Origin of the sequence: Paenalicyclobacillus ferrooxydans, assembly GCF_001399675.1 — a bacterium.
GTDB classification, from domain to species: Bacteria; Bacillota; Bacilli; order Alicyclobacillales; family Alicyclobacillaceae; genus Alicyclobacillus_B; species Alicyclobacillus_B ferrooxydans.
Map to the genome: position 1 here is coordinate 58,620 of NZ_LJCO01000045.1, position 21,480 is coordinate 80,099.

General features: G+C 48.2%; 18 protein-coding genes, 1 pseudogene and 1 riboswitch. Of the genes and pseudogenes, 12 read left to right on the forward strand and 7 right to left on the reverse strand.

Annotation, left to right across the window (positions count from 1 at the left end):
- Nucleotides 1-47: 47 nt before the first annotated feature.
- The 3 genes from AN477_RS10430 to AN477_RS10440 are packed head-to-tail and all read right to left on the reverse strand — an operon-like array spanning nt 48 to nt 4,327.
- On the reverse strand, nt 48-1,670 hold the full coding sequence (locus AN477_RS10430) for an AMP-binding protein (protein WP_054969096.1): 1,623 nt from the start codon (nt 1,668-1,670) through the stop codon (nt 48-50).
- A gap of 17 nt (nt 1,671-1,687) precedes the next feature.
- Nucleotides 1,688-2,878, reverse strand: coding sequence for an acyltransferase (locus AN477_RS10435; RefSeq protein WP_054969097.1), 1,191 nt, complete (start codon nt 2,876-2,878; stop codon nt 1,688-1,690).
- A gap of 3 nt (nt 2,879-2,881) precedes the next feature.
- Entirely contained in the window at nt 2,882-4,327 is a 1,446-nt protein-coding gene (locus AN477_RS10440; protein ID WP_054969098.1) for an MFS transporter, read from the reverse strand.
- A 401-nt stretch (nt 4,328-4,728) separates the two neighbouring features.
- On the opposite strand from AN477_RS10440, the gene AN477_RS10445 reads away from it, so the two are divergent.
- The 4 genes from AN477_RS10445 (at nt 4,729) to AN477_RS10455 (ending at nt 7,085) form a co-directional block, all read left to right on the forward strand.
- A complete protein-coding gene (locus AN477_RS10445) occupies nt 4,729-5,913 on the forward strand; it encodes a hypothetical protein (protein WP_054969099.1) in 1,185 nt (394 codons plus the stop codon).
- Nucleotides 5,914-6,118: 205 nt separating this feature from the next.
- Nucleotides 6,119-6,322: a cold-shock protein gene (locus tag AN477_RS10450; protein WP_054969100.1), complete on the forward strand. Its 204-nt coding sequence runs from the start codon at nt 6,119-6,121 to the stop codon at nt 6,320-6,322.
- A gap of 59 nt (nt 6,323-6,381) precedes the next feature.
- Nucleotides 6,382-6,546 (forward strand): cold-inducible protein YdjO-related protein, encoded by a 165-nt coding sequence (locus AN477_RS23765; RefSeq protein ID WP_083486158.1) that lies wholly within the window; start codon nt 6,382-6,384, stop codon nt 6,544-6,546.
- A 344-nt stretch (nt 6,547-6,890) separates the two neighbouring features.
- Nucleotides 6,891-7,085 (forward strand): hypothetical protein, encoded by a 195-nt coding sequence (locus tag AN477_RS10455; protein ID WP_054969101.1) that lies wholly within the window; start codon nt 6,891-6,893, stop codon nt 7,083-7,085.
- A gap of 376 nt (nt 7,086-7,461) precedes the next feature.
- Here AN477_RS10455 and AN477_RS10460 read toward each other — a convergent pair whose 3' ends face one another.
- Both AN477_RS10460 and AN477_RS10465 read right to left on the reverse strand, forming a co-directional pair.
- Nucleotides 7,462-8,355: a fumarylacetoacetate hydrolase family protein gene (locus AN477_RS10460; protein WP_054969102.1), complete on the reverse strand. Its 894-nt coding sequence runs from the start codon at nt 8,353-8,355 to the stop codon at nt 7,462-7,464.
- A gap of 132 nt (nt 8,356-8,487) precedes the next feature.
- A complete protein-coding gene (locus AN477_RS10465) occupies nt 8,488-9,810 on the reverse strand; it encodes an MFS transporter (RefSeq protein WP_054969103.1) in 1,323 nt (440 codons plus the stop codon).
- A 340-nt stretch (nt 9,811-10,150) separates the two neighbouring features.
- Between AN477_RS10465 and AN477_RS10470 the strand changes: the two genes are divergently transcribed.
- The 6 genes from AN477_RS10470 (at nt 10,151) to AN477_RS10495 (ending at nt 15,977) form a co-directional block, all read left to right on the forward strand.
- Nucleotides 10,151-10,861: a FadR/GntR family transcriptional regulator gene (locus AN477_RS10470; RefSeq protein ID WP_054969104.1), complete on the forward strand. Its 711-nt coding sequence runs from the start codon at nt 10,151-10,153 to the stop codon at nt 10,859-10,861.
- A gap of 20 nt (nt 10,862-10,881) precedes the next feature.
- Nucleotides 10,882-11,880, forward strand: a complete 999-nt coding sequence (locus AN477_RS10475) for a dihydroxyacetone kinase subunit DhaK (protein ID WP_054969105.1) — start codon at nt 10,882-10,884, stop codon at nt 11,878-11,880.
- Nucleotides 11,881-11,917: 37 nt separating this feature from the next.
- Complete coding sequence (locus AN477_RS10480; RefSeq protein WP_054969106.1) at nt 11,918-12,517, forward strand: dihydroxyacetone kinase subunit L; 600 nt, start codon at nt 11,918-11,920, stop codon at nt 12,515-12,517.
- 26 nt (nt 12,518-12,543) lie between these two features.
- Nucleotides 12,544-13,452: a dihydrodipicolinate synthase family protein gene (locus AN477_RS10485; protein ID WP_054969107.1), complete on the forward strand. Its 909-nt coding sequence runs from the start codon at nt 12,544-12,546 to the stop codon at nt 13,450-13,452.
- A gap of 89 nt (nt 13,453-13,541) precedes the next feature.
- Nucleotides 13,542-14,435 carry a dihydrodipicolinate synthase family protein gene (locus AN477_RS10490; RefSeq protein WP_054969108.1) on the forward strand — a complete coding sequence of 298 codons (894 nt, stop codon included), beginning with the start codon at nt 13,542-13,544 and terminating at the stop codon, nt 14,433-14,435.
- 105 nt (nt 14,436-14,540) lie between these two features.
- The gene (locus AN477_RS10495; protein WP_054969109.1) at nt 14,541-15,977 is read left to right on the forward strand and encodes an aldehyde dehydrogenase family protein; all 1,437 of its coding nucleotides are present in this window, start codon (nt 14,541-14,543) and stop codon (nt 15,975-15,977) included.
- Between the two features lie 604 nt (nt 15,978-16,581).
- On the opposite strand, the gene AN477_RS10500 is transcribed toward AN477_RS10495, so the two are convergent.
- On the reverse strand, nt 16,582-18,975 hold the full coding sequence (locus tag AN477_RS10500; protein WP_054969110.1) for an EAL domain-containing protein: 2,394 nt from the start codon (nt 18,973-18,975) through the stop codon (nt 16,582-16,584).
- A 139-nt stretch (nt 18,976-19,114) separates the two neighbouring features.
- Nucleotides 19,115-19,199: riboswitch (cyclic di-GMP riboswitch) on the reverse strand.
- 106 nt (nt 19,200-19,305) lie between these two features.
- Here AN477_RS10500 and AN477_RS25875 point away from each other — a divergent pair.
- Both AN477_RS25875 and AN477_RS10505 read left to right on the forward strand, forming a co-directional pair.
- A pseudogene (locus tag AN477_RS25875) lies at nt 19,306-19,642 on the forward strand (IS3 family transposase); the annotation flags it as partial.
- Between the two features lie 312 nt (nt 19,643-19,954).
- A complete protein-coding gene (locus AN477_RS10505) occupies nt 19,955-20,398 on the forward strand; it encodes a hypothetical protein (RefSeq protein WP_054969111.1) in 444 nt (147 codons plus the stop codon).
- Between the two features lie 234 nt (nt 20,399-20,632).
- Here the strand turns inward: AN477_RS10505 and AN477_RS10510 are convergent, their stop codons facing one another.
- The gene (locus AN477_RS10510) at nt 20,633-21,184 is read right to left on the reverse strand and encodes a DUF1003 domain-containing protein (protein ID WP_054969112.1); all 552 of its coding nucleotides are present in this window, start codon (nt 21,182-21,184) and stop codon (nt 20,633-20,635) included.
- Between the last annotated feature and the right edge of the window lie 296 nt (nt 21,185-21,480).

Genomic DNA, 21,480 nt, shown 5'->3' on the forward strand with positions numbered 1-21,480 from the left:
GAACGCGATGCCACGCCGCCCCCTCGTGCATCATAGGGACTACCGAATTACGAGATCATCGCTGACAGAACCTTCTTTTTCAAACTCGTACGCTGAATTTTACCAGTCGGCCCTACTGGAAGTTGTGAAACAACTTGAATCTTGGACGGCCACTTGTACCGCGATAGTGATTCTTGACAGAGCGTTAGAATTTCCACAGTCAATCCTTCCAGGGCCTGAGTCGATTCACGAACCACGACGTACGCCGCCACCTCTTCGCCGTACATCGGATCGGGCAATCCAATCACAGCGACTTGCTCGACGGCCGGGTGCTCCCGAATCACATCTTCAACCTCGTACGGGCTCACCTTTTCGCCGGCTCGGTTGATCAGTTCCTTTTTCCTTCCGGTTAAGTAAACGTAGCCGTCAGCGTCCACCCTGCCCATGTCCCCGGTATGGAACCAGCCACCTCGAAAGTCATTCTGGTTGTCCGCTTCCTCGTACCTTTCGATCACGCTTGAACCTCGAAGTAAAACCTCTCCTACGGTGCCAACTGACACATCGCAGTCGTCCTCATCGACAATCCGCAACTCGACCCCCATCGGCAAGCCGACAGAATCACTCCGGCGCTCCCCCGGGGGAAGTGGATTCACACAAATCTGGCTGGCAGCTTCCGTCATCCCGTACGATTGAATGATAGGGACACCAAAACGGCGCTCAAAACGACGGGCAACCAGTTGAGGAAGCTGGGCCGAAGCGGATCGAACAAAACGCAAGGACGCCGGCGTTTCCTCTGGACCATCCACGTTTTGCAATATGGCAATGACCGTCGGCACGGCTGACACCCAAGTCACCTGATGCTCGCAAATGGACGCCCAGAAGCGTGAAGCGCTGAACCTCGGGGCGATGACGATCCGTCCCCCAGACAAGAGCGTAGACAGTACTGCGACGACTTGCGCGTTGATGTGAAACAGTGGGAGAAAGCAATAACTCACGTCATCCGATGTGAGTTGATGAGACTCGATGATTTGCGAAGCGGTGGCCAAGAGATGGCGATGTCGAAGTACCACCGCTTTTGGACGCCCGGTCGTCCCCGAGGTATACATGAGTACCGCGGCATCCTCATCAGAAATCTGATCCGATGGAGTATGGTCATCGATTGCGAAAGTCTCGGCAGTAGAAGGGCTATCTCCACAATGGCCGTCCCCTACCGTAACCTGCGACAAAATGTCACTATGAGCCGTCCAAGCCATTTCTGGGACACCGAGTTCCAAGCGGTCGGTGATAAACGCCGACTCTAGTGTGATGCTGGTCGCTACATCGTTTGAAGATACACCACCTGTGCAAATTTCCCGAAGCATCACTTCCAGGTTCTTATGAAAAAAGCCGAAGCGAGCTTTGGTGCGGATGAGGAACATCGCCAGCTCATTCTTCTTTAAATCTGGGTTAAACGGGACCGCAATGGCCCCGGATTGCAAAATGGCAAAGTAAACGACAACAAATGCGTAGGAATTGGGGTAGCCAAGGAGCACTCTGTCACCGCGGCGAAGCCTGCTGTCGTCTAGCAGATGAACTACAGTTTCGATGTCCTTGCGAAGTGTACCCGATGAATACCACGCATCTCCATAGTGGATGCATGCTCTTGACGTTCTCGATAAAGACTCGGTCAAACGATTCAGCAGGTTCGACATGTGTCAAACACCTCTCTTTACGCTGTCCTCGTGGCGGATACTGGGTGCGGCTGACGCTTTGGGTAATTTACCTTTCTACCAACGATGTACGCGAGAATTGGGACTCTCCCAACGTAGTGAGCGACGACCATACCGGAAAAATAGACAAAGAGAATGCAAAACGGCAACAGACTGTAGTGAAGCCAAAGTGGAGCACCTAAGCTGTGTAACCATCCTATTGTTTCTTCCATATAATGAAGCGGAAAGGGCTGCAGGAGAAAGATTCCGAACGATGCGTTTGCCGCAAGTTGGACGAAGCGGCTGAAGGGAACCCACCCTTTCTGCTCCCGTCGCCTTGCCCATTGCACGCCTGCATACCACATATTCACCGTCGCAATCAGAGCATAAGGAATCATGATGGGTTGCAGGACAAGTTCGGATAGGACCTCCGATTCATGCAACACGAGTCTATCGAGAAGATAGTGGCCCCAAAGGACTGCCAGTCCGATGACGAGTGCCATTCGAAGAGCGCGAACGTGCTTATCCGCAAAGCTGAGGATCCGTTCATAATGAGCGGCCACGATGGCTCCCGCCACAAACCAGAACTGATACGTCAACACGAACGTGTCCCGGTACAGATCGAGCTGTTTGATGACAGGCGGCAGGTGAACCACGCTCACATGCATCAGGACAAACTTGTTGAAAGCCATAAGTGCCAACTGAAGCACAAAACTCCCGATAAAGATGTGTAGATGCCAGCGTTCGAACTTCCGCATTCCGCGCAACAACAATGGGAACACAAGGTACAGCTGCATGGAGACGAGGATGTAGTACAAGAAAAACTGGTCTCCCGTCACAAGTGATTGGACTAACTGGTGCCAGAGGTAATCTGGTGTCCAACTAAAGTTCCGTACATAGAAACCTTCAAATAAAATGTAGAGCATGTTGAATACGATGTACGGAATAACTATCAATAGGAACCTTTTCTTAAAAAAGCTTACGGTTCGAAATTCTTTACGGTAATACGTGACAAACAGAACTAAACCAGTCATGAACATGAACCCTTCACGCGTGTAGTGCAACGAAGTAATCAGTGCACCAAGGGTTAAGAACCCACCGGTCATGTCTGTATTCATGCTGTTAAAGAACGACGTCGTGTGGACGGATAACACGCTGAGCATAATAAACGCCCGCATCAAATCCACTTCATACAAATGCCTCTTTGCCATCACTCAGCCTCCTAAGCTCCTCTGCTCTGCTCGCAGTCCCAGCTCTTCAAGAGTCGCCCCCTTGGTTTCCAGTGAGAAGACAAGTTCTACGACCACTGCAACCAGGCCAAGGGTGCTGACAACGTAAAAGCCAACGGACATCCCGTACGCGGTTAACATCACGGGAATGGCGTAAGAACCGACAACGCCGCCAAAGAACCGCCCGATGGTCTCCACCGTGGCTGCACCAGTGGTCCGTATCGACGTCGGATACTGCTCAGCGTAGGACATCTTCAAGGCTGGAAAAGCCCCTGTACCGAACATGGACATCACGCAGGCATAAACAATCATGGAAAGTGGTGTGTTCGCCAACCCAAAGAACAATGCTGCGAGTCCTGCGATGCCCATAAACACCACGTACACCGCCTTGCGGCCAACGCGCTCCGCAAAAAACCCATTCAATAACTTGCCCGGAATCGCAGCTGCAGTGATGATCGCGGTAAACATCAGGGAATGGGCAAACGATAGACCCTTGGAACTGAAAATCATCGGCATGTACGTCATCACAATATAGAACATAAAGAACGTGGCGGTTGCAGCGACAGCGCGCGATACCGTCAGTCTCAAATAAGGCTGCGCCCATGGAGCCGCCATTGTATTACGCCGAGCAGCTATACCACTCTCGCGCACACTCGGATGCAAACCGTCTTTCTGCTTTGAAGCAAGCTCAGATTGCTTCGATGCTCCAGCAGACGAAGACGCCCATCTCGAAACCTGTGACTCGATCATCCTCATCACCGCGTCTGCTTCTTGCTGTCGGCCCTTGCCATCCAGCCAACGAGGCGACTCCGGTAACGCCATTTTGATAATGCCAGCGTATAAAATCGGTAAAGCAGAGACCGCAAAAAACACGCGCCAAGAGAGCGAAGCGGGTAAAGTTGGCAAGATCCACAGGCCGAGCAGAGGTGCAATGAAGTATCCAACCGAGAGAAATGCGTCCATCACTCCATTGAACAGCGTTCGCTGTCGACTCCGCACAAACTCACTCACAATCGCGTACGGAATCGGGAACACAGCACCCATGCCCAAGCCAGATAGAAAGCGAAATATCAGCAACACGAAATAGTTAGGTGCCATGGCACACAGCAAGGTGAACAGACTGTACTCAACAATGCCCAACACCAAGATCTGTTTACGACCAAAGCGATCGGCAAAAAATCCTGCCGGAATGAGCCCCAACACAATCCCAAACGTTGAAGCAGCCGTTAACACACCGACCTGTCCTGCTCCCAAGTGCATGAATTGCTTGAGTGGCCCAAGCGCGACACCAAGGGATCCGATGCTCAACGACTCGATAAACCACGCCAAACCAGCAAGGATCACAATCTTCCAGGTGAATCGCGTAACCGGTAACCTTTCGATGCGAGAGGGAATGCTTAACACACCGACTGAGGAAGCAGTTGACTCCATTTGTACAAGCCTCCTTGTCCCGTTCCACTGGGATGCTGATCTTGGTTAACTCTTCTTTATACAAACACCCGATGGTCGCAGCAGCCCCGGTTGGACTCATGTTTATGCACTATCAGGTTATCTCTCAGCCTTGTTCCTTTGGTTACCTTAGCTTGCTGTTTCGATGGCGCAGATGTGACGATCTTGTGGATGAGGTGCGAGGTGAATCTGCCGTAGCGATGACGCAATTGTTCATGTCTAGTACTATGTTTCTTTACTCAAAGCAAACTTCTGAAACGGTCATAGACAGAACCACTGAACGTTAAGTACACTCAAGCTTGTGACATTGAAAGAGTCATCAAGTGCACAATCCGAAAAACCAGACGTGAGAGGAATGCGAACAAACAGTGGAAGCCTCGTCAGTGATCGATAAATTGTCGGACGCAACGAACTCCGACCAACAAAACATGAAGGCAGCAAGACATCAAAGAGGCTCTAGCATCTACTTTCCCGCTCTGCTTTGGATAACACAGATTTTTCTAACCATAGCAGTCATCTTTCTGTTTTCGCACGTCGTATCTCCAGGAAAGTACATGTCACCCGATTGGCTCCATATGTTAGCGGGCTGGGATGGGAGTTGGTACACTCGTATCGCTCAGAACGGCTATACTTCGATCCAATCAACCGCTTTCTTTCCTGGCTTCCCCTTAGCCATTCACTTCGTTCACGCTTTCACCGGATTATCGTATAGAACCACGGCTGTGTGTTTAGCGAACGTGGCATATTTCTTGGCACTTATCGTGCTCTACAAACTATTCGTGGATTATTATGGGGTCAACATCGGTCGCAAAGCACTGTGGCTCATGCTTGTCTTTCCAGTTGGCTTCTTCTTTCAAGTGGCCTACACTGAGTCCTTCACTCTACTCGCATCAGCTCTATTTTTTTACTTCTTACACAAAAACCGCTGGTACAGTGCAATGGTTGTTGGCGCTTGCGCGGGAAGCATACATGACCTCGGTGTACTGTTGGTGCTTCCGGCCTTGATTCATTGGGGAAGAAAACGCAAGGGGATGCAAGCGTGGCGAGCCACAACTCGCCTGTTGTCGGTCGTTGTGATGCCATCAGGTCTCGTTGCCTATCTGGCGTTTTTATACGTGAAATTTGGCAATCCGTTAGAGTTTTTGAAGGGCGAGGCTTTTTGGCATAGACAACCCTCAATCCCGGTGTGGAACATTTTCGAGCAGTTCTATCGATTGGCAATCTCCCATGCGACGACTCAAAGTGAGTGGAACTTCACGGCCGTCATGCTGATGAATGGTCTCATTACGTTGCTTTTTTACGTTCTTGGGGTCCTCATGGTCATAGATAAGACGACGTCACTAGAGTGGAAAGTATTTTTTATTTTTACGCTCCTCACTTCTACCGTTTCAGTGGCCAATAACTCACTCGAGTCCTTTGCCCGCTTCACCATGGTCATCTTTCCTGGGTACGCGATATTCGGTAAAGTCTTAAAAAATGAGCACGCCTATCTTGTGACTCTAGTGATTTTGCTGATGCTGCGAGTATTCTTCACAGGACTCTTCGGAGATGGGTATGTTATCACCTGAAAACTAATGTGATGTGAGACCAGCCTTCTCCAAATCACGGTCCAATGTACGTTCGTCAGAACGACACAGGGCGTTACGCCGCGTTGGTGAACAGATAAAAATTAACTCGTAGGCGCATCTTCAGAGGATTTTCGAACTGAAATGTGTTAACATTAAGGTACGTAGCTAATGGCTGCCATAGTCGATGCAAAGGTGGAGTATGTTAATGACACAAGGAACAGTAAAATGGTTTAACAGCGACAAGGGTTTCGGATTCATCGAGGTTGAAGGTGGCAACGACGTATTTGTGCACTTCAGCGCAATTCAAAGCGACGGCTTCCGCACCTTGGAAGAAGGCCAACACGTAGAGTTTGAGGTCGTTGAAGGACAACGTGGTCCTCAAGCTGCAAACGTCGTCGTTGTTCGATAATCGTAAAGAATTCGGCCCATAATCATGGGCCGTTTTTTTAATTTGAGGAGGGTGCGAAAATGGCATGGAGTAAACCCGAGCCGGAATACGCTGACGAAGTTGTCTGGCAGTGTACAGAGTGTATCTGTTGGTCAAGACAAGAGTTTGTGTCTGAATTGAAGCCACACTGTTCTATTTGCGGTGCTAAGATGATTGAACAAACAAGGAACATCCGTATCAAATAGCGCGGTGCTGAGTGATTTTGTTCGCTTTTGTCCTTTACTGGGTTATTTTCCAATTTTTACAGCGAATGAACCTCTTCTCCCTTTCATCCAGAGCCGATGACGCATGATACCGTATCGGCGCCGCTACTCACAGGACATCCCTTCCAGCCCAACATCCAGAAAAGATTCCCCCGCAACTCATGCAATGTTCGTTCCGTCGGTATTCCATCGTTCTCTGTGACCTGTTTTCCTCTAGGACGCAACGCTAACACAAGTCGGCGAAGTTGCATTATCATGGGTTTGACAATGCGAGTCGTGAAAGTCATAGTTATCTAACAGTTATATTTGCCGAGGAGTCCTATAGAATGCCGAGAGCAGAGAACCGTAAACGTCCACCAAATTCACTTGGAAATGTACCAGGCAGCAGAAAACGCAATAGTTTTGAGGGCACCCACAATGGACCCGAACATCTCGCTGTAAAAGACAAAAAACAAGAATTACTCGAAAAGATGCGAAACATCCAAAGCAAGAAGACCGGTGACAACGAAGAAAAGCCATAAGTTTACATGTACAAAGCCTCCACCCGACAAGGAAGTGGGGGCTTTGTACTTGCGTCCGGTCCTGGTCTGCACTGTAGACAGACGCGATGTGCTGCTTGGACCTTCTCCATGAATTCCCCAGACTTCGAACTCTTTGATTGCCTGGACCATCATTGGCGTGGGTGAGCTTTGGACAGGTATATAATGTGATATAGGGCATATCATTCCCCCACCTGGCAAAGAGAGCCGGAGGAGGAGCGATGCTCTTCATCTCTGTGCCATGTTCAGGTTCCACGAGGCACACAACAACACATTCAAGATCAAGTGGATGTTGAGGAAGCCCAAAAACAGTGGCTTCCACGACAATCTGAGGGGACTCACAAGGGTCTCCTGCAAATTACACGCGTTTCATGCGGTTTACTAAACGTCCTAGCTTCTCGACTTCCACCACAACTTCATCCCCGTCGTGTAGCCATGGTCGTTGCCCCTTAGGATAGCCCATAGCTACGCCCTCCGGGGTACCGGTCAATATGATGTCACCGGGTTCCAATGTCATATAATGCGATGCAAAACTAATGATTTCGTCGCAGGGGAAGACGAGATCAGATGTGTTGGAATTCTGACGTAATTCCCCATTGACGTAACAGCGGATATACAAATTGTCGGGATTGGGGACTTCATCTTTCGTTACAAGGTAAGGACCGACTGGGCAAAACCCATCACAACTCTTGCCGAGCAGCCACTGACTGGTTCGGAATTGAAGATCTCGTGCGGATAGGTCATTGGCGTTGGTGTATCCGAGGACGTAATCCTTAGCGGATTCCTTGTCAATACACTTTGCCTGCTTGCCGATTACAATCGCAAGCTCTGCTTCGTAATCGCACTCAGACGAGTTTGTTGGCAACAATATCTCTTCATTATGCGCGGCAAGGCTATTCTGATATTTACTGAACAACAAGGGTACTTCGGGCAATGGGAGATTTGACTCAATTGCATGTCGGCGATAATTTAAACCAACGCAAATTATTTTGCCCGTCCTTGGCACGGACGGCCCCAATACGAGGGTAGATTCGTCCAAAAAGAGTGATTTGCCGGGAGCTTGCTTTGCCTTGTCGAGCAAATCTGTTAACACAGCCACACCATGTCCCATATCCGCACAGACGGTATCAAGTGTTGGGGTAGTTTCCGCATTGAACTCTTTTGAGGCACTCGCAACATCTAACACACCCAATTCCTCATCTACAACGCCCAGTTGCAGTCTATCAGCCGATTGGTACGTAATGAGTTTCATTCATCCTACACCTCTGCTTTCATTATGAACCATAGAACAGGATAAACAGAGTAAGAGTATCTACCCCATTTATCCTGTGCGAGTTGCTGAGATATAACAAACAATAAAATTTAATAGGAGGTTATGTTAGTTTTACACAGGGATAGTGCGTTTTAGGGCGAGGCCATACAATAGAGCGGAAACGAGTGCTAGCACAGCGGTCACGATGAGTGCCACGGTAAAACCACCCATTGAGGCGACCAAGATACCCGTAACGATAGGCGCGAACGCACCGCCTAAGAAGCCCCCAAAGTTTTGAATGCTCCCAATCGATGCCACGTAGGTCGGTGTTTCCACAACGTCGGTCGCCAGTGTCCAAATTGAGGCAGAACTCAGACTGTAAGTAAACATACCAAGTGTCAAGAGTGTAACAGCAACACCAGCGTTATGAACAAAAGCCAATATTAATAGCTCAATTCCCGTGAGGGCTGCTCCGAGAGCAATCGTGTACCGTCTAGCGTCAAGTCTGGAGAAACCACGTTTGATAAATTTATCGGAGATACCCCCGCCGATTAAAACACCGAGTGTACCTGCAATATATGGAAGCGCACCGTAAATTCCAGTTTTCGAAATTGAAAAATGTTGAGACTTTTCAAGGAATGTTGGTAACCATGAAATATAAAACCAGAACAAATATTGTAGAGCAAAATCGCCAATCACCATTGCCCATGTGGGGAAATAGCGGAATAGCTTCACCCATTGTGCGAACGTAACCTTCTGTTGCTTCCTTGCTTCCACTTGTTCAGTCACAGCAGAGCGAATATACTGAAATTCTTCTCGGCTCAACCATTTGTGCTTGGCCGGATCCTTATATAAAATCAGCCACCCAATTAGAACAATAAATCCAATGGAACCGATAATGACAAACATCGCAGGCCATCCGAAGGTTAACATGAGCGCTGTCGAGAGAGGTGCGGAAATTGCCAGTCCGACCTGCGTTCCTGCGATAAAGATACTGGTAGCAAATGCTTTTTCTCGTAAGGGGAACCACTCATTGGTTGCTTTAACCCCAGCCGGAAACATAGCCGATTCGCCAACCCCAAGGAACACACGCGCAGTAATAAATGTACCCATAGTCTTCATGAAACCAGTGGAAATGGAGACTATCGACCAAAATCCTACTGCGATGGACATCATGAGCTTCGTTCCGAATTTATCTATCGACCACCCAGCGGGTAAATTCATGATGGCATAGGGCCATGTGAATGATGATAGAATAACGCCCATTTCTGCAGGATTCATATGCAAGTCCTTCATAACAAGTGGAGCAGCGACAGACAAATTCCCTCGATCAAGATAATTAACAATAGAAAGCAGCGTCAGTACGGCAATAATAGCCCAACGTAAATTCTTTGCTTTGGGACGCGTTGCCAGTGCCATACCAGGCGCCTCAGCTTGCGTCGATAGGTTCTCCATTTTTTCCACTTCCTTTTTTGAGATAATAAGACTCGTAAATGTAATTGACGGGTGATTGGATTTTATCTACACGAGGAGTCACACCACCTCATTCCGTCGCTCGTCTGATTTCTTTGGTCTGACCATACTTCATTATGAAATCGTATTCACGGAACATGAAACCGGCGCAATGCGCCATATATTCTCGTTGTAGGCGTCTATGATGAATTATAACACCGTTGTTAACAAATTCGCACTATTTCTTTGATTATCGATGATTTTCATGAATTGACACAAAATCACAGCGGTTTATTATGGTCGTAGACCCTCGTTGGTCTGACCACGAATAGGGGAACGGAACATGAACACAGGAAAATCAGTGGTTGCAACGACAGTCAATCGCATTAAGGATCTCATTAAAAGCGGAGACATTGAGGCGGATGGAAAGCTGCCGAATGAACGCGAACTTGTACAAATGCTTCAGGTCAGTCGATCATCCGTTCGTGAAGCTCTGAGAATGCTTGCTGTCGAAGGCATCATCGAAATTCGCCCAACGAAAGGATCATATGTACTGTCACAGGAACAGTACGACGCATCGAACTTTGTTACGTGGTACCACCAGTACGAACCAGAAATTTTTCATTTGATTGAAACAAGGTTGGCCTTAGAACCAATGGCAGCCGAACTGGCTGCAGAGCGTGCCACGAAGGAACAAATTGATGCGCTTGAGGCATGCCATGAAGAGTTTATTGGTTACATCATGGAGAACAACGTACTAAAAATTGCCTTAGGGGATGAGCGATTTCATCAGTTGATTTTTGAGGCCGCCCAAAACCCACTACTCCAAAACCTATATCAAGTGATTCAGAAAATGCAAATTGATTATCGTAAAAAGGTGTTCTCTATTCCAAAGGAAGCCATGAAAGCAGTCAGCCAGCACGATGAGATTTTGCGCTTCATTCGAGAGCGTAACCCTGAGGCGGCACGACAGCACATGCTTGAACACCTGCTCATTTCAAAACGCGGTCTCCTAGACGCCGTGGAAAAAACACCCGCTCCCCAAGGCGACTAGACTGCAAGGAGACGATTCTTATGAAAAAAATTCTAAACCATCCAGATGACTTTGTGGATGAATCAATTTCTGGAATTCTACTTGCGCATTCCAATTTTCTGACGCCAGTTGAAGGAGAACCAAGAGCCATCATCCGTAAGGATGCTCCCGTTCAGGGAAAGGTGGCAATTGCGACTGGAGGCGGATATGGACATTTGCCCGTATTCCTGGGGTACGTCGGAGAGGGGATGGCGGATGGTGTTTCCGTAGGAAATGTATTTACTTCTCCAAGCGCCGACGCCATGTTCGAGGTAACAAAGGCCATCGACGGCGGCGCAGGTGTCTTGTATTTATATGGAAATTACTTCGGAGACAAAATGAATTTTGACTACGCCGCTGAACTTGCAGCAGATGAAGGCATTCGTGTGGAAACGGTTCGCGTATCCGATGACGTCGCCTCTGCCCCGTTTGAATCCAAGGATAAACGCCGTGGTGTGGCAGGACTCTTCTTTGTGTACAAAATTGCAGGGGCATGTGCCGAGGCCGGAGCATCGCTAGATGAGGTGAAACGAGTTGCTGAACAGGCGCTAGAAAGCGTTCGGACGATGGGAGTTGGTCTCGCACCCTGTATTATCCCGGCTTCGGGAAAGCCAACCTTCGAAATCGGTGCCGATGAAGTTGAGCTTGGGATTGGCATACACGGTGAACCTGGAATTCAAAAACAACAACTTGCCACAGCCAATGAGATTATCGCTCAACTGTTAGAACACCTGGTATCGGATCTAAATGTAAAAAGTGGCGATGAGGTATGCGTTCTTGTTAATGGCACGGGCAGTACACCGCTTGAGGAGCTATATATCGCATACAAAGAGGTTCATGAGTGGCTGGCGAAAAAGGGCATTCAAATCTACCGTCCTTTTGTTGGCGAATACGCAACATCGCTAGAAATGGCTGGACTCTCCCTCTCCTTGCTGAAGATGAATGATTCGCTGAAACCGTTTATGGATGCGCCAGCGAGAACACCGTTTATTAGACTATAGACGACATTGTCAAACAATATGTAAGGAGGTGATGCAATTGCTAGAGATTATCTCGGCGTTGCAGGAGATGTCTCAAACTCTCAAAGAGGAATTCAACCGACTGGACGGTACGCAGGGAGATGGAGATTTGGGAGTGACCGTCGAACTCGTCACCAAGGCGATACATGAAGCGGCTTCCGAGGCAAGCGATGTCCAGTCCTGGATGAAGCAGAGTGGCGTATTGGTTCGGAAGCAGGCTCCATCTACGATGGGGGTGCTCTTATCGTTTGCTTTATCTGCCGCGGCCAAGTCCCTCGTGGACAAAGATGTGACCTCCCTAAACACATGGATCGATGTGCAACTTGCAATGATTGAGGAGATAAAGAAACGAGGAGGCGCGAATCTAGGGGACCGAACGGTGTTAGACGCATTCATTCCTGCATCCGAGGCGTTTCGTGCGGCTGTCGGCGCCGGCAGTACGGTCCAAGCGGCTCTACAGAGAGCAACCAAGTCGGCTCTGAACGGAGCAGAAGCTACCAAGAATCTGGTGCCAAAAACGGGCCGGGCAAGCTGGGTTGGTGAACGCGCCATTGGTGAAATGGATGGCGGTGCGTGGCTTTGTTACAAAGTATACGACACCATTTATCGAATTTTCTAATACAACCTGACAGAGGAGGTATTACAATGGATCTTTCTTTTCTACGAGGAATCATCGCTACCACTGTCACACCGTTTAATGAACAAGAAGAGGTCGATGAAGTCGCTTTCGTAGACCAGGTCCGGTACATGCTCAGTGTTGGCGTGGACGGTATCAGCGTTGGAGGCTCGACCGGTGAGGGCGCAATATTGTCGGATGATGAGTTGACTCGCATGTGCGAGCTCGCTGTTCAGGAAGCACACGGAAAGGTTCCAGTGGTGGCGGGCATCATTCGCAACAGTACAAGAGATGCCGTTCGTGCTGCAAGGCGGGTTCGGGATACTGGCGTTCAAGCTCTTATGATAACACCGGTTCACTATCACGTTTTGGCTCCAGGTGAGGATGGGAATTTTGAATTTTACAAGCGCATTGCCGACGCAGTGGACCTTCCCATTATCGTATACAACGTTGTGCCCCACAACTTAGTAAATGCAAATCTCTTGAATCGCCTATCTGAAATACCGCAGGTTGCTGCAATCAAGCAGAGTGGTGGAGATATTCACCAACTGGCAGAGATGGTACAGAAATGCGGGGAGCGGATTGTCGTTATGAGTGCAGTTGACGACCTGCTGCTGTCAACGTATATCATCGGCGCCAAAGGTTCAATCGTTGCTCCATCTGCAATCATCCCGGAATTACTTGTCGCACAATGGCAGGCGTTTTTGAAGCAGGACTACGACACGTGCGCGGAACTTCACAACCGTATATTACCAGTTGTGCAAGCGATATCTGCTCCTAACTTCCCTGGGAAAATTAAGGAAGCGATTCGACAACTGGGGCGAAATCCTGGTATCACAAGAAGCCCGGGGCAGGTTCCTACCGATGGCGAGAAACAAGTGATTCGAGCCGCACTTCTTGCCGCCGGAGTATTAGATGAACAATCTCAGGCACTATAAAAATCCAGTTTCACCATGCCAGTAGGATAACACACAACTCCTAGTGCATGTATCATACAAAATTACTTTAATCTATGAGGTGGTTACGAATGAAACTCGACGTACATGGAATTATTCCGCCGATGGTTACAGCTTTTACAAAAGACACCGAAGAGTTAGACGTCAACGCGATTCGCGAAGAAACGGAGTATTTGATTCAAGCGGGTGTACACGGCATTTGTATCGGCGGCAGCACGGGGGAAGGAGCTGGATTCTCCGAGCAAGAGGTATACACTCTCTGCAAAACAGTGGTAGATCAAGTTCGCGACAGGGTGCCGGTTATCGGCGGCATCATTGCAGACACCACAGCGGAAGCTATTCGTAAGTCGAAAGCTGCCAAAGAGGGCGGCGTTACATCGCTTCAGGTCACTCCACCGCATTATTTGTGGACCCCGAATACCGCTGGACTTGTCCAGCACTTCCAGAGGATTGGTGAAGCAGCTAAACTCCCAATTCTGATATACAACGTCGTGCCCTGGGTTCCAATCGATGTTCATGCTATGAAAGAAATAATTGACAACGCTCCGTACGTTGCTGGTGTGAAGCAAAGTGGCGGCGACATGCACAAAATCGCAGATATGATGCACCAACTGCACGATAGAGTCACCATCGTGACCGGTATCGACGATCTCCTGTACCCCGCCTTTGCACTGGGTGTTGATGGTGCCATCACTTGTTTGTTGGCTGTTGTGCCAGAAATCACACTGGATCTTTGGAATAAAGTCCAAGCGGGCGACCACGAAGGTGCGAAAGCAATCCACAACCGACTCCTTCCGTTCTGGCGCGCGATTGAAGGACCTGATATGCCATATCTCGCGAAAACCGCCATTGAAATACTTGGTCGTAAGGTCGGTCCGGCACGCAGTCCGATTCTACCTCCGTCTGAGGCCAAGAAGGCCGAGATTCGTGACCGCCTGGTTGAAGCAGGTTTCGTAATGGCATAAAGCCTATATCGGTAACAACACTTTACCTACGAGACGGCGACTAGCTTCGAGAGTTGCCGTCTCGATTTCATCATTGAATCTTTAGGAATTGGAAGGAGACACCACATGAACACACAGAATCTGATTGGCGGAGAGTGGATAACACCAAACGGTGAACAGATGACGATTCAGAATCCATCAGATGTTACTCTGGATGTAGGCGTTGTCCATTTTTCCCGTGACACGGATGTTCTACAGGCCGGAGAAGCTGCAAAGCAAGCACTAGCCAATTGGGCCGCGATGACTCCGGGTGCACGGGGCAATATCTTGTATCGAATAGCAACGATGCTAGAAGAACAACTCGAAGATGTAGCTCACATTTCGAGTATGGAAATGGGCAAGCCGATTTCCGAAATGAAAGGCGAGGTTATGAGAGGCGTTCATCTTCTCAGGTATTATGCTGCTGAAGGAGTGCGTGCAACCGGTTCTGTAATTCCAGCCTCCCAAGAGCACGTCCTTCAGTACACAAAGCGTGTGCCGCTTGGGGTGGTTGGAATTATTACACCATGGAACTTTCCAATTGCCATTCCGATTTGGAAGATTGCACCTGCCCTGATTAATGGAAATACGATTGTTTGGAAGCCGGCAGAGATTGCATCCCTTTCGGCAACTCGGCTCACACGTATTTTTGTTGATGCCGGTCTCCCAGCTGGGGTACTCAACCTCGTCGTAGGACGAGGAAGCATAATTGGCAATGCACTTCTAGAGAAGGTGCACTTAGACGGTGTAAGCTTCACCGGATCGACCGCTACAGGCATGCACGTTGCCAGTCTTGCAGCGAAACGAAACATCAAGTACCAGACTGAGATGGGTGGAAAAAATGCTGCAGTTGTATTGAAGGATGCTGATTTGCAACTGACGGTACAAGCAGTACTCAGTGGGGCATTCCGTTCAGCGGGGCAAAAATGCACCGCGACTAGTCGGGTGATTGTGGAAAAGTCGATTTACAACCAGTTTATTGACGCGCTTCGTAAGGAAATGGCGCTCATGCACATATCTTCAGCTCTTGACCCGAAATCTTACTTAGGTCCCGTAGCTTCTGCGTTTCAACACGAGAAGGTAATGCATTATGTAGACATGGCCCGTACCAACACGGAAATTGTCACTGAGGGCAAGTTGCAGATTGAAGCTTCCAGTGGACACTATGTGACACCACTCGTTGTTTCCGGGGTCACCGTTGACGACCCACTTGTTCAGGAAGAGATATTTGGCCCTCTCATGGTGCTACTTCCAGCAGATAATTTTGATGAGGCACTCGAATTGTGTAATCGTACAGTGTACGGCTTGAGTGCGTCGATATTCACAAACGACATTCAAAAGGGTCTTAGATTTTTGGATGAGGCACAGGTTGGCATGGTCCGAGTCAACCAAGAAACTGCTGGAGTAGAATATCAATCCCCATTTGGTGGGATGAAAATGTCTAGCTCACATACTCGCGAACAGGGACAAGCAGCACTCGACTTTTACAGTCAGACGAAGACGTGCGCTGTTTATTACGGATGACACCATAATATTCACCTGTTAACGTCCACGAGGCCACGGGTGTCGTGGACGTTAAATGTTGGCAAGGAACTCTGCAGTCGCTCTGCTCCAAAGGAGGTACGTGATTGCTGCGGTTATTTTGGAGGCATGCCTTTCAAATAGATCCACAGCACAGTGCCGTTTGGTGGGCCGCCCGCGGTTTCTTCGGCCTCATCCCTTCCACCAGCATGCAAAAGGGCACCCTGTTCGGGTGCCCTTCTGCATGTTGGTGGAGGCGAATCGTACCCATATAGTTTGCCCGGGAACACATTTGGAAGTCATCTGTGTTCTCAATGCTAACACAATGTAACATGATTAGAGGGGAGCAGTACTCCCCTCAGTCAACTCAAACGTGGATCTCAAGATCATAAACCCAACCTTATCAACCGTTCTTTATTTGAACAGCACTGACGTAGTGATGACTGCGAGTAAATCCACTACAAACGCGAATAAAAAGTGACCAACATATGCTTTCCGATGACCGTTGTTGTTGCGCCGAAGCTCATCGCTTTTATTGCGGTCTCCATTAGTCAATTGAAAAGGACGCTGTGCTTAGAACCTATTCAAATCATACGTTTGCCGGATGTCATGCATCTACCATATGAAGTAGTACGCTATTAGCAATGAGTCGATACTTTTCTTCGCTCTCTCGCAACCTTCGCTCAGTGACCTTCCGGTTCGTAATATCCCTGGTACTTCCTACAACACTGATAACGTGGCCTTCCGCATCGTGAATCGGATAGAAAGACACTGAGACATCTAGTTGGATTCCATCTCGTCGTGAGACTAAAGCATCGTATGGCGGTATTAACTCGCCTGCAATCATACGATCGATTAAGTATAGGACAACTTGATGGCGCTCCTGTGAAACGATGGGGAGCTGTTTGCCAAGTACCTCGTTCTCCCGCCAACCATATAACGTCTCCCAGGCCGAATTAACTCGGGTAAGATTGCCATACAGGTCCATGATGCAAACTGCGTCCTGAGCATTGGCTAGCAATGAGTCAAGTTTCTGTTTTTCCTCAGTGATAAACCTTTCCGTCTTTTTCTGAAAGGTGATATCTCGAATGAAGAACTGCATAGCCTGTCTTGTGTCGTAAGAAACACGACCGCCTGCGACTTCAATCACAATCTCAGTACCGTCGAGGCGGATGCAACGTTGAACTGTGGTAGCGATCTCCTCCCGATTGAACTCTGCTTGGTTGCGATCATCTGGTCGAATAAAATCGAGCATGGAAAGTCCAATTAAAGCTTGGCGGTCAGCAGCCCCTAATATTTGGGCTGTCGCATCGTTTGTATATACAATTTTCCCATCGACCTGAACGACAATTCCGTTTGGTGTTTGTTCCGCCAACCGACGGTAGCGTTCTTCACTTTGACGAAGTCTTTCATCCTGAAGCTTACGTTCTGTAGTATCTCGCCCCATCACTAAAACGTGATCAATATCTCCGCTGGTGGTGAGAATCGGCGTTGCAATTCCCTCAACCCAGATCAATGACCCGTCGTCTTTCATGAATCTCCATTCTAAGTTCGTCGGGGTCTTTGTCGAAAACATTTTCTCCCAACATTCGTTAATCTGGGGGAGATCATCTGGATGCACTTTGGAAAATGCAATAGACCCGTGAAATTCCGTACTTGGTCTCCCAAACGTGATCTCATGGGATGGAGACGCGTACTGGATGATGCGGTTTTTGTTCATCAGCACGATTAGATCTCTGGAATTTTCTGTGATGAGACGATATCTGGCTTCTTGTTCGGCCAGGCGTTGCGCAAGTAGACGTGCTTCTTGTTCCTGGATGATACGGTCGGTGATATCAACGCACGATCCGATAACCTCTGATACCTGCCCACCGCGGCGAATAGGGCGTAACGAAGCCAGATACCAAATTCCGTTAAATTCCGCTTCGTAGGTAACCCTGTCTTCCCCATCCCACGCTCGGCGATAGAATTGGAGTTTCCGTTCGGCAAGATGATTTGGAAAGAACTCATGCAATTCTTTCCCCACGACCTGTTCAGAGGTCAATCCCATACGGTAGAGTAATTCTCCGTTGCATAAGGTATGAACGAATTTGTCTTCGTATTGCACAAACTTAAATGTCATCCCCTGCTGGAACCGCAAAGTATCCGCGAGCTCTTGTCTCGTTTTATGTACACTATCAACAATTCGATAATACTCCGTTACTTCTTGCGGAATTCCTTGGTTGGATACGACTTGCTCCAGTGTATCTAAGGCTTTCATAAATTCATGCGCAGGTAAAGGCTTGCTAAAGAGATACCCTTGTCCCTTGTCACAGAGGTTCTGTTGGAGAAAAATCAGGTGGTCTCTTAATTCAATCCCCTCGGCAATGACTTCCGTATTCAGCTCGTGCGCCATAGCTATAATGGTTTTTACGATTTTGGCATCCTTTAAATCAACAGTGCAATGTCTCACGAACGATTGGTCAATCTTGATTTTGTCGATAGGGAATTCTTTGAGGTATAACAGTGAGCTGTATCCGGTACCGAAATCATCTAAACTAATTTTTACACCGAGGCACTTTAACTTCCGCAAAATCGGCAGGATATGGTCTACATCCATCATGATGTTTTCCGTAATCTCTAATTCTAGATGAGTCGGTACAAGTCTCGTTTCATCAAGGATCCGTTTGACATTCTCTACGAAACTCGGCTGGTACAACTGCCTGATAGAAAGATTCACCGCCATGTCTAGCTCTCGTAGACCTGTCGCGTTCCAAGCTTGTAGCTGCTCACAGGCAGTACGCAATACCCAGTCTCCAATCGGCTGAATCAGGTCTGTCCGCTCCGCAAATGGGATAAATTCTACTGGAGATATGAAACCTCTTTCTGGATGAGCCCATCGAATTAACGCTTCCACACCAGTTACCTTACCAGAGGTCAAATCCACTTTTGGCTGATAGTACAGTTGGAACTCCTCACGTTCCAGCGCACCGAATAAATCGTTCTCTAACAGCTGTTCCATATTTTCACCCTTAGCCACCCCTTCTGCAACAAGATTTCATGCAGGGGCGAATCATTGTCGATTCAGTCTTTGAAGCCAGAACAAAACAGGCAGGTCCCACACCGGATGGATGGATGCACCGTCTGCTCAAGCCTCTCCTTATGGCAGCTCGGCTGGCATGGCATAAATGCTGTAGCCCCGCAGCTTTGTGTCCCGTTCTTTCGAACGGTTTACCTTTTTGTACAATGATCTTTAACCGAGGTGTAAAATCCCAGATGTCTTAAACAGTGGTTAAATTCGTCAAAATCCGACAAATTCCTGCAGTCATGTGGTTGCGAAATTGTTATGCACAATCATTCAGATCGTGATAGCCAATATGCCTCTCATGACTATCAAGAAAAGCTGCGAGAGTACGGAATGGTCGGTAGGATGAGCTGTAAGGGCCAATTGTTTTGATAATGCTTGTACCGAGTCATTTCACAGCCTGATCAAGCGAGAACTGATTTATCATGAGAAGTTCAAAACGGGAGAAGAGGCACTGCGGGGGATTTTCGCGTACATCGAGGTGTGGTACAACCGGGAGCGAGTTCGCTCATCCATCGATTATTTGTCTCCTGCTGAATCAAAAAGGAAATATTACCATGACGTAACAACAGACGAAGTAATAACAGAAATCATATCGGATTAAAACTTACATTTTTTCGTTCTGGGGTGTCCGTCTACTATCTCGACTTAGTACCCATGTCCCATATCATGGACTGAAAATTGACCGTGATGTAAACTTAAGAATTAAGACCTTGCAAAGTAACTTAGAAATGCTATGAGGAACAGTTTGATTTGAGGAATGAGCATGCGTGGACATGCCGAATTGAAGCTCGTGGATATTGTGTAAGACCTCTCACCGCAGGGGGGTCTTGGAAATACAAAGCTCCACGCCTCCCGCATCCGCAATTCCAGAGGCGCATGCAGAGTCATTCATTTAGCGAACGGAGGAAAAAATTTGTTAGAACTGAGGCACAAGGTATTTGAACTCGCAGAACGGTTTGTGCAAATCGTCGAAGTAATAGTGGCACTCGGACTCATCGTTGGTGTGGTTGGAGAAATGGCTTTTGGTGCCAAACATCTTTGGAACACCATTACAATATGGAGTGGGCAGTCCTTTCAAACATTTATAGACCAGTCAATGCTCTATATTATTGGACTCGAAATCGCTATGATGCTTATTAAACACAAGCCGAACATCGTATTGGATATCTTGATTATTGCCATTGCTCGTAAAATGATCGTCGCCACATCAGGGGGGCTTGACTTCTTTCTAGGAGCCCTCGCAATTTTTGTCCTTTATATAGTTCGACATTTCGATTTCGGAAAATTTTCTTGGCCTTGGGGAGGTCCACAAGGAACGGAAGCATCAGCAGAGGACGCCCGGGTTCTACATCATTAGGCGTTACAACATGTTTAACGAACCTCGCGCTTCATATAGCGACTCTAGGTTGTCTGCAATTTTCCGATGGATCGACATGAGTTTGGGCGGTAGCACACGACTGAGTAAGGCTTTGTGTGCCAGTGCATGATTGAACAGAAAGAACTTACGTCTGTGCGCTCAGGCGGAACTGGCGCAACCATCTGCGGTTTAGCATCGGTTGAAAAGCGAAAGTTCGGCAAGAAATGACTAGGCTTATTCCAACCTTGAACTTATCTTGGTCAGCACCTTCTCCAGTTCCAACAGTTTTCCCTCGATTCGATGCAGATGGCTTTGCATGTCATCGATTTCTTGTTCGGCTTTGTAATTGATGGCAAAGTCAATTACAGATTCATGTTTGTCCCTAGCCGTCTGGCGATTTTGACTCATCATGATAATGGGCGCTTGGAATGCTGCGATGAATGACAGACACAGGTTCAACAAAATAAACGGTGGCTCATCGAAATGAAGCGGTGCCGTGAGTCGCAACGTGTTCCACGTGATCCATAGCGCTAGTACAATTGCAAAAATCACAATAAAAGTCCAACTACCTCCAAACGCCGCTATTTTGTCAGCCAATCGATGGGACCATTTAGTCTGCTGTCTGTAATCCTCATCGATTTGTTGAATGATCCTGCTTTCATACTCGTTGACCAATCTGTCAATTCGCCTGACATCCGTCTCTGTCATTGGAATGTCGAAACCTTCAAACGTGGAACTCTCCTCATCCAATTCCTGGGGCTTCACATAGTAATTGCGCTTTACCACAAAATTCAACTCCTTTGGCTAGGGAATCTCACACAACGGATCCACTGTATATACCAAAGAGTGGTCGGACCCGAAGACAGAATCCGTTGCGAGATTTAGCGGCGTATCTCGAGATCGTATGTACGTTTATGGTATGGTCCCTAGCGTGGGAATGCAAATGCCCTTCAAGCGTGCCTGGTGCTACCGCTCGTGAAGGGCGATCCGCCTTCGCCAGAAGACGCACGGGTGATGGCGCAAGAGGCGGATGACGAACCCCACCATACTGGGCTTCCCCAGTTGCTGAAGGCCACACAGCC

Excerpts from the sequence above, each read along its gene's own strand:
- AN477_RS10430 (WP_054969096.1), bottom strand. The coding sequence starts at position 1,670 with ATGTCGAACCTGCTGAATCGTTTGACCGAGTCTTTATCGAGAACGTCA.
- AN477_RS10435 (WP_054969097.1), bottom strand. The coding sequence starts at position 2,878 with ATGGCAAAGAGGCATTTGTATGAAGTGGATTTGATGCGGGCGTTTATT.
- AN477_RS10440 (WP_054969098.1), bottom strand. The coding sequence starts at position 4,327 with ATGGAGTCAACTGCTTCCTCAGTCGGTGTGTTAAGCATTCCCTCTCGC.
- AN477_RS10450 (WP_054969100.1), top strand. The coding sequence starts at position 6,119 with ATGACACAAGGAACAGTAAAATGGTTTAACAGCGACAAGGGTTTCGGA.
- AN477_RS23765 (WP_083486158.1), top strand. The coding sequence starts at position 6,382 with ATGGCATGGAGTAAACCCGAGCCGGAATACGCTGACGAAGTTGTCTGG.
- AN477_RS10455 (WP_054969101.1), top strand. The coding sequence starts at position 6,891 with ATGCCGAGAGCAGAGAACCGTAAACGTCCACCAAATTCACTTGGAAAT.
- AN477_RS10460 (WP_054969102.1), bottom strand. The coding sequence starts at position 8,355 with ATGAAACTCATTACGTACCAATCGGCTGATAGACTGCAACTGGGCGTT.
- AN477_RS10465 (WP_054969103.1), bottom strand. The coding sequence starts at position 9,810 with ATGGAGAACCTATCGACGCAAGCTGAGGCGCCTGGTATGGCACTGGCA.
- AN477_RS10470 (WP_054969104.1), top strand. The coding sequence starts at position 10,151 with ATGAACACAGGAAAATCAGTGGTTGCAACGACAGTCAATCGCATTAAG.
- AN477_RS10475 (WP_054969105.1), top strand. The coding sequence starts at position 10,882 with ATGAAAAAAATTCTAAACCATCCAGATGACTTTGTGGATGAATCAATT.
- AN477_RS10485 (WP_054969107.1), top strand. The coding sequence starts at position 12,544 with ATGGATCTTTCTTTTCTACGAGGAATCATCGCTACCACTGTCACACCG.
- AN477_RS10490 (WP_054969108.1), top strand. The coding sequence starts at position 13,542 with ATGAAACTCGACGTACATGGAATTATTCCGCCGATGGTTACAGCTTTT.
- AN477_RS10495 (WP_054969109.1), top strand. The coding sequence starts at position 14,541 with ATGAACACACAGAATCTGATTGGCGGAGAGTGGATAACACCAAACGGT.
- AN477_RS10500 (WP_054969110.1), bottom strand. The coding sequence starts at position 18,975 with ATGGAACAGCTGTTAGAGAACGATTTATTCGGTGCGCTGGAACGTGAG.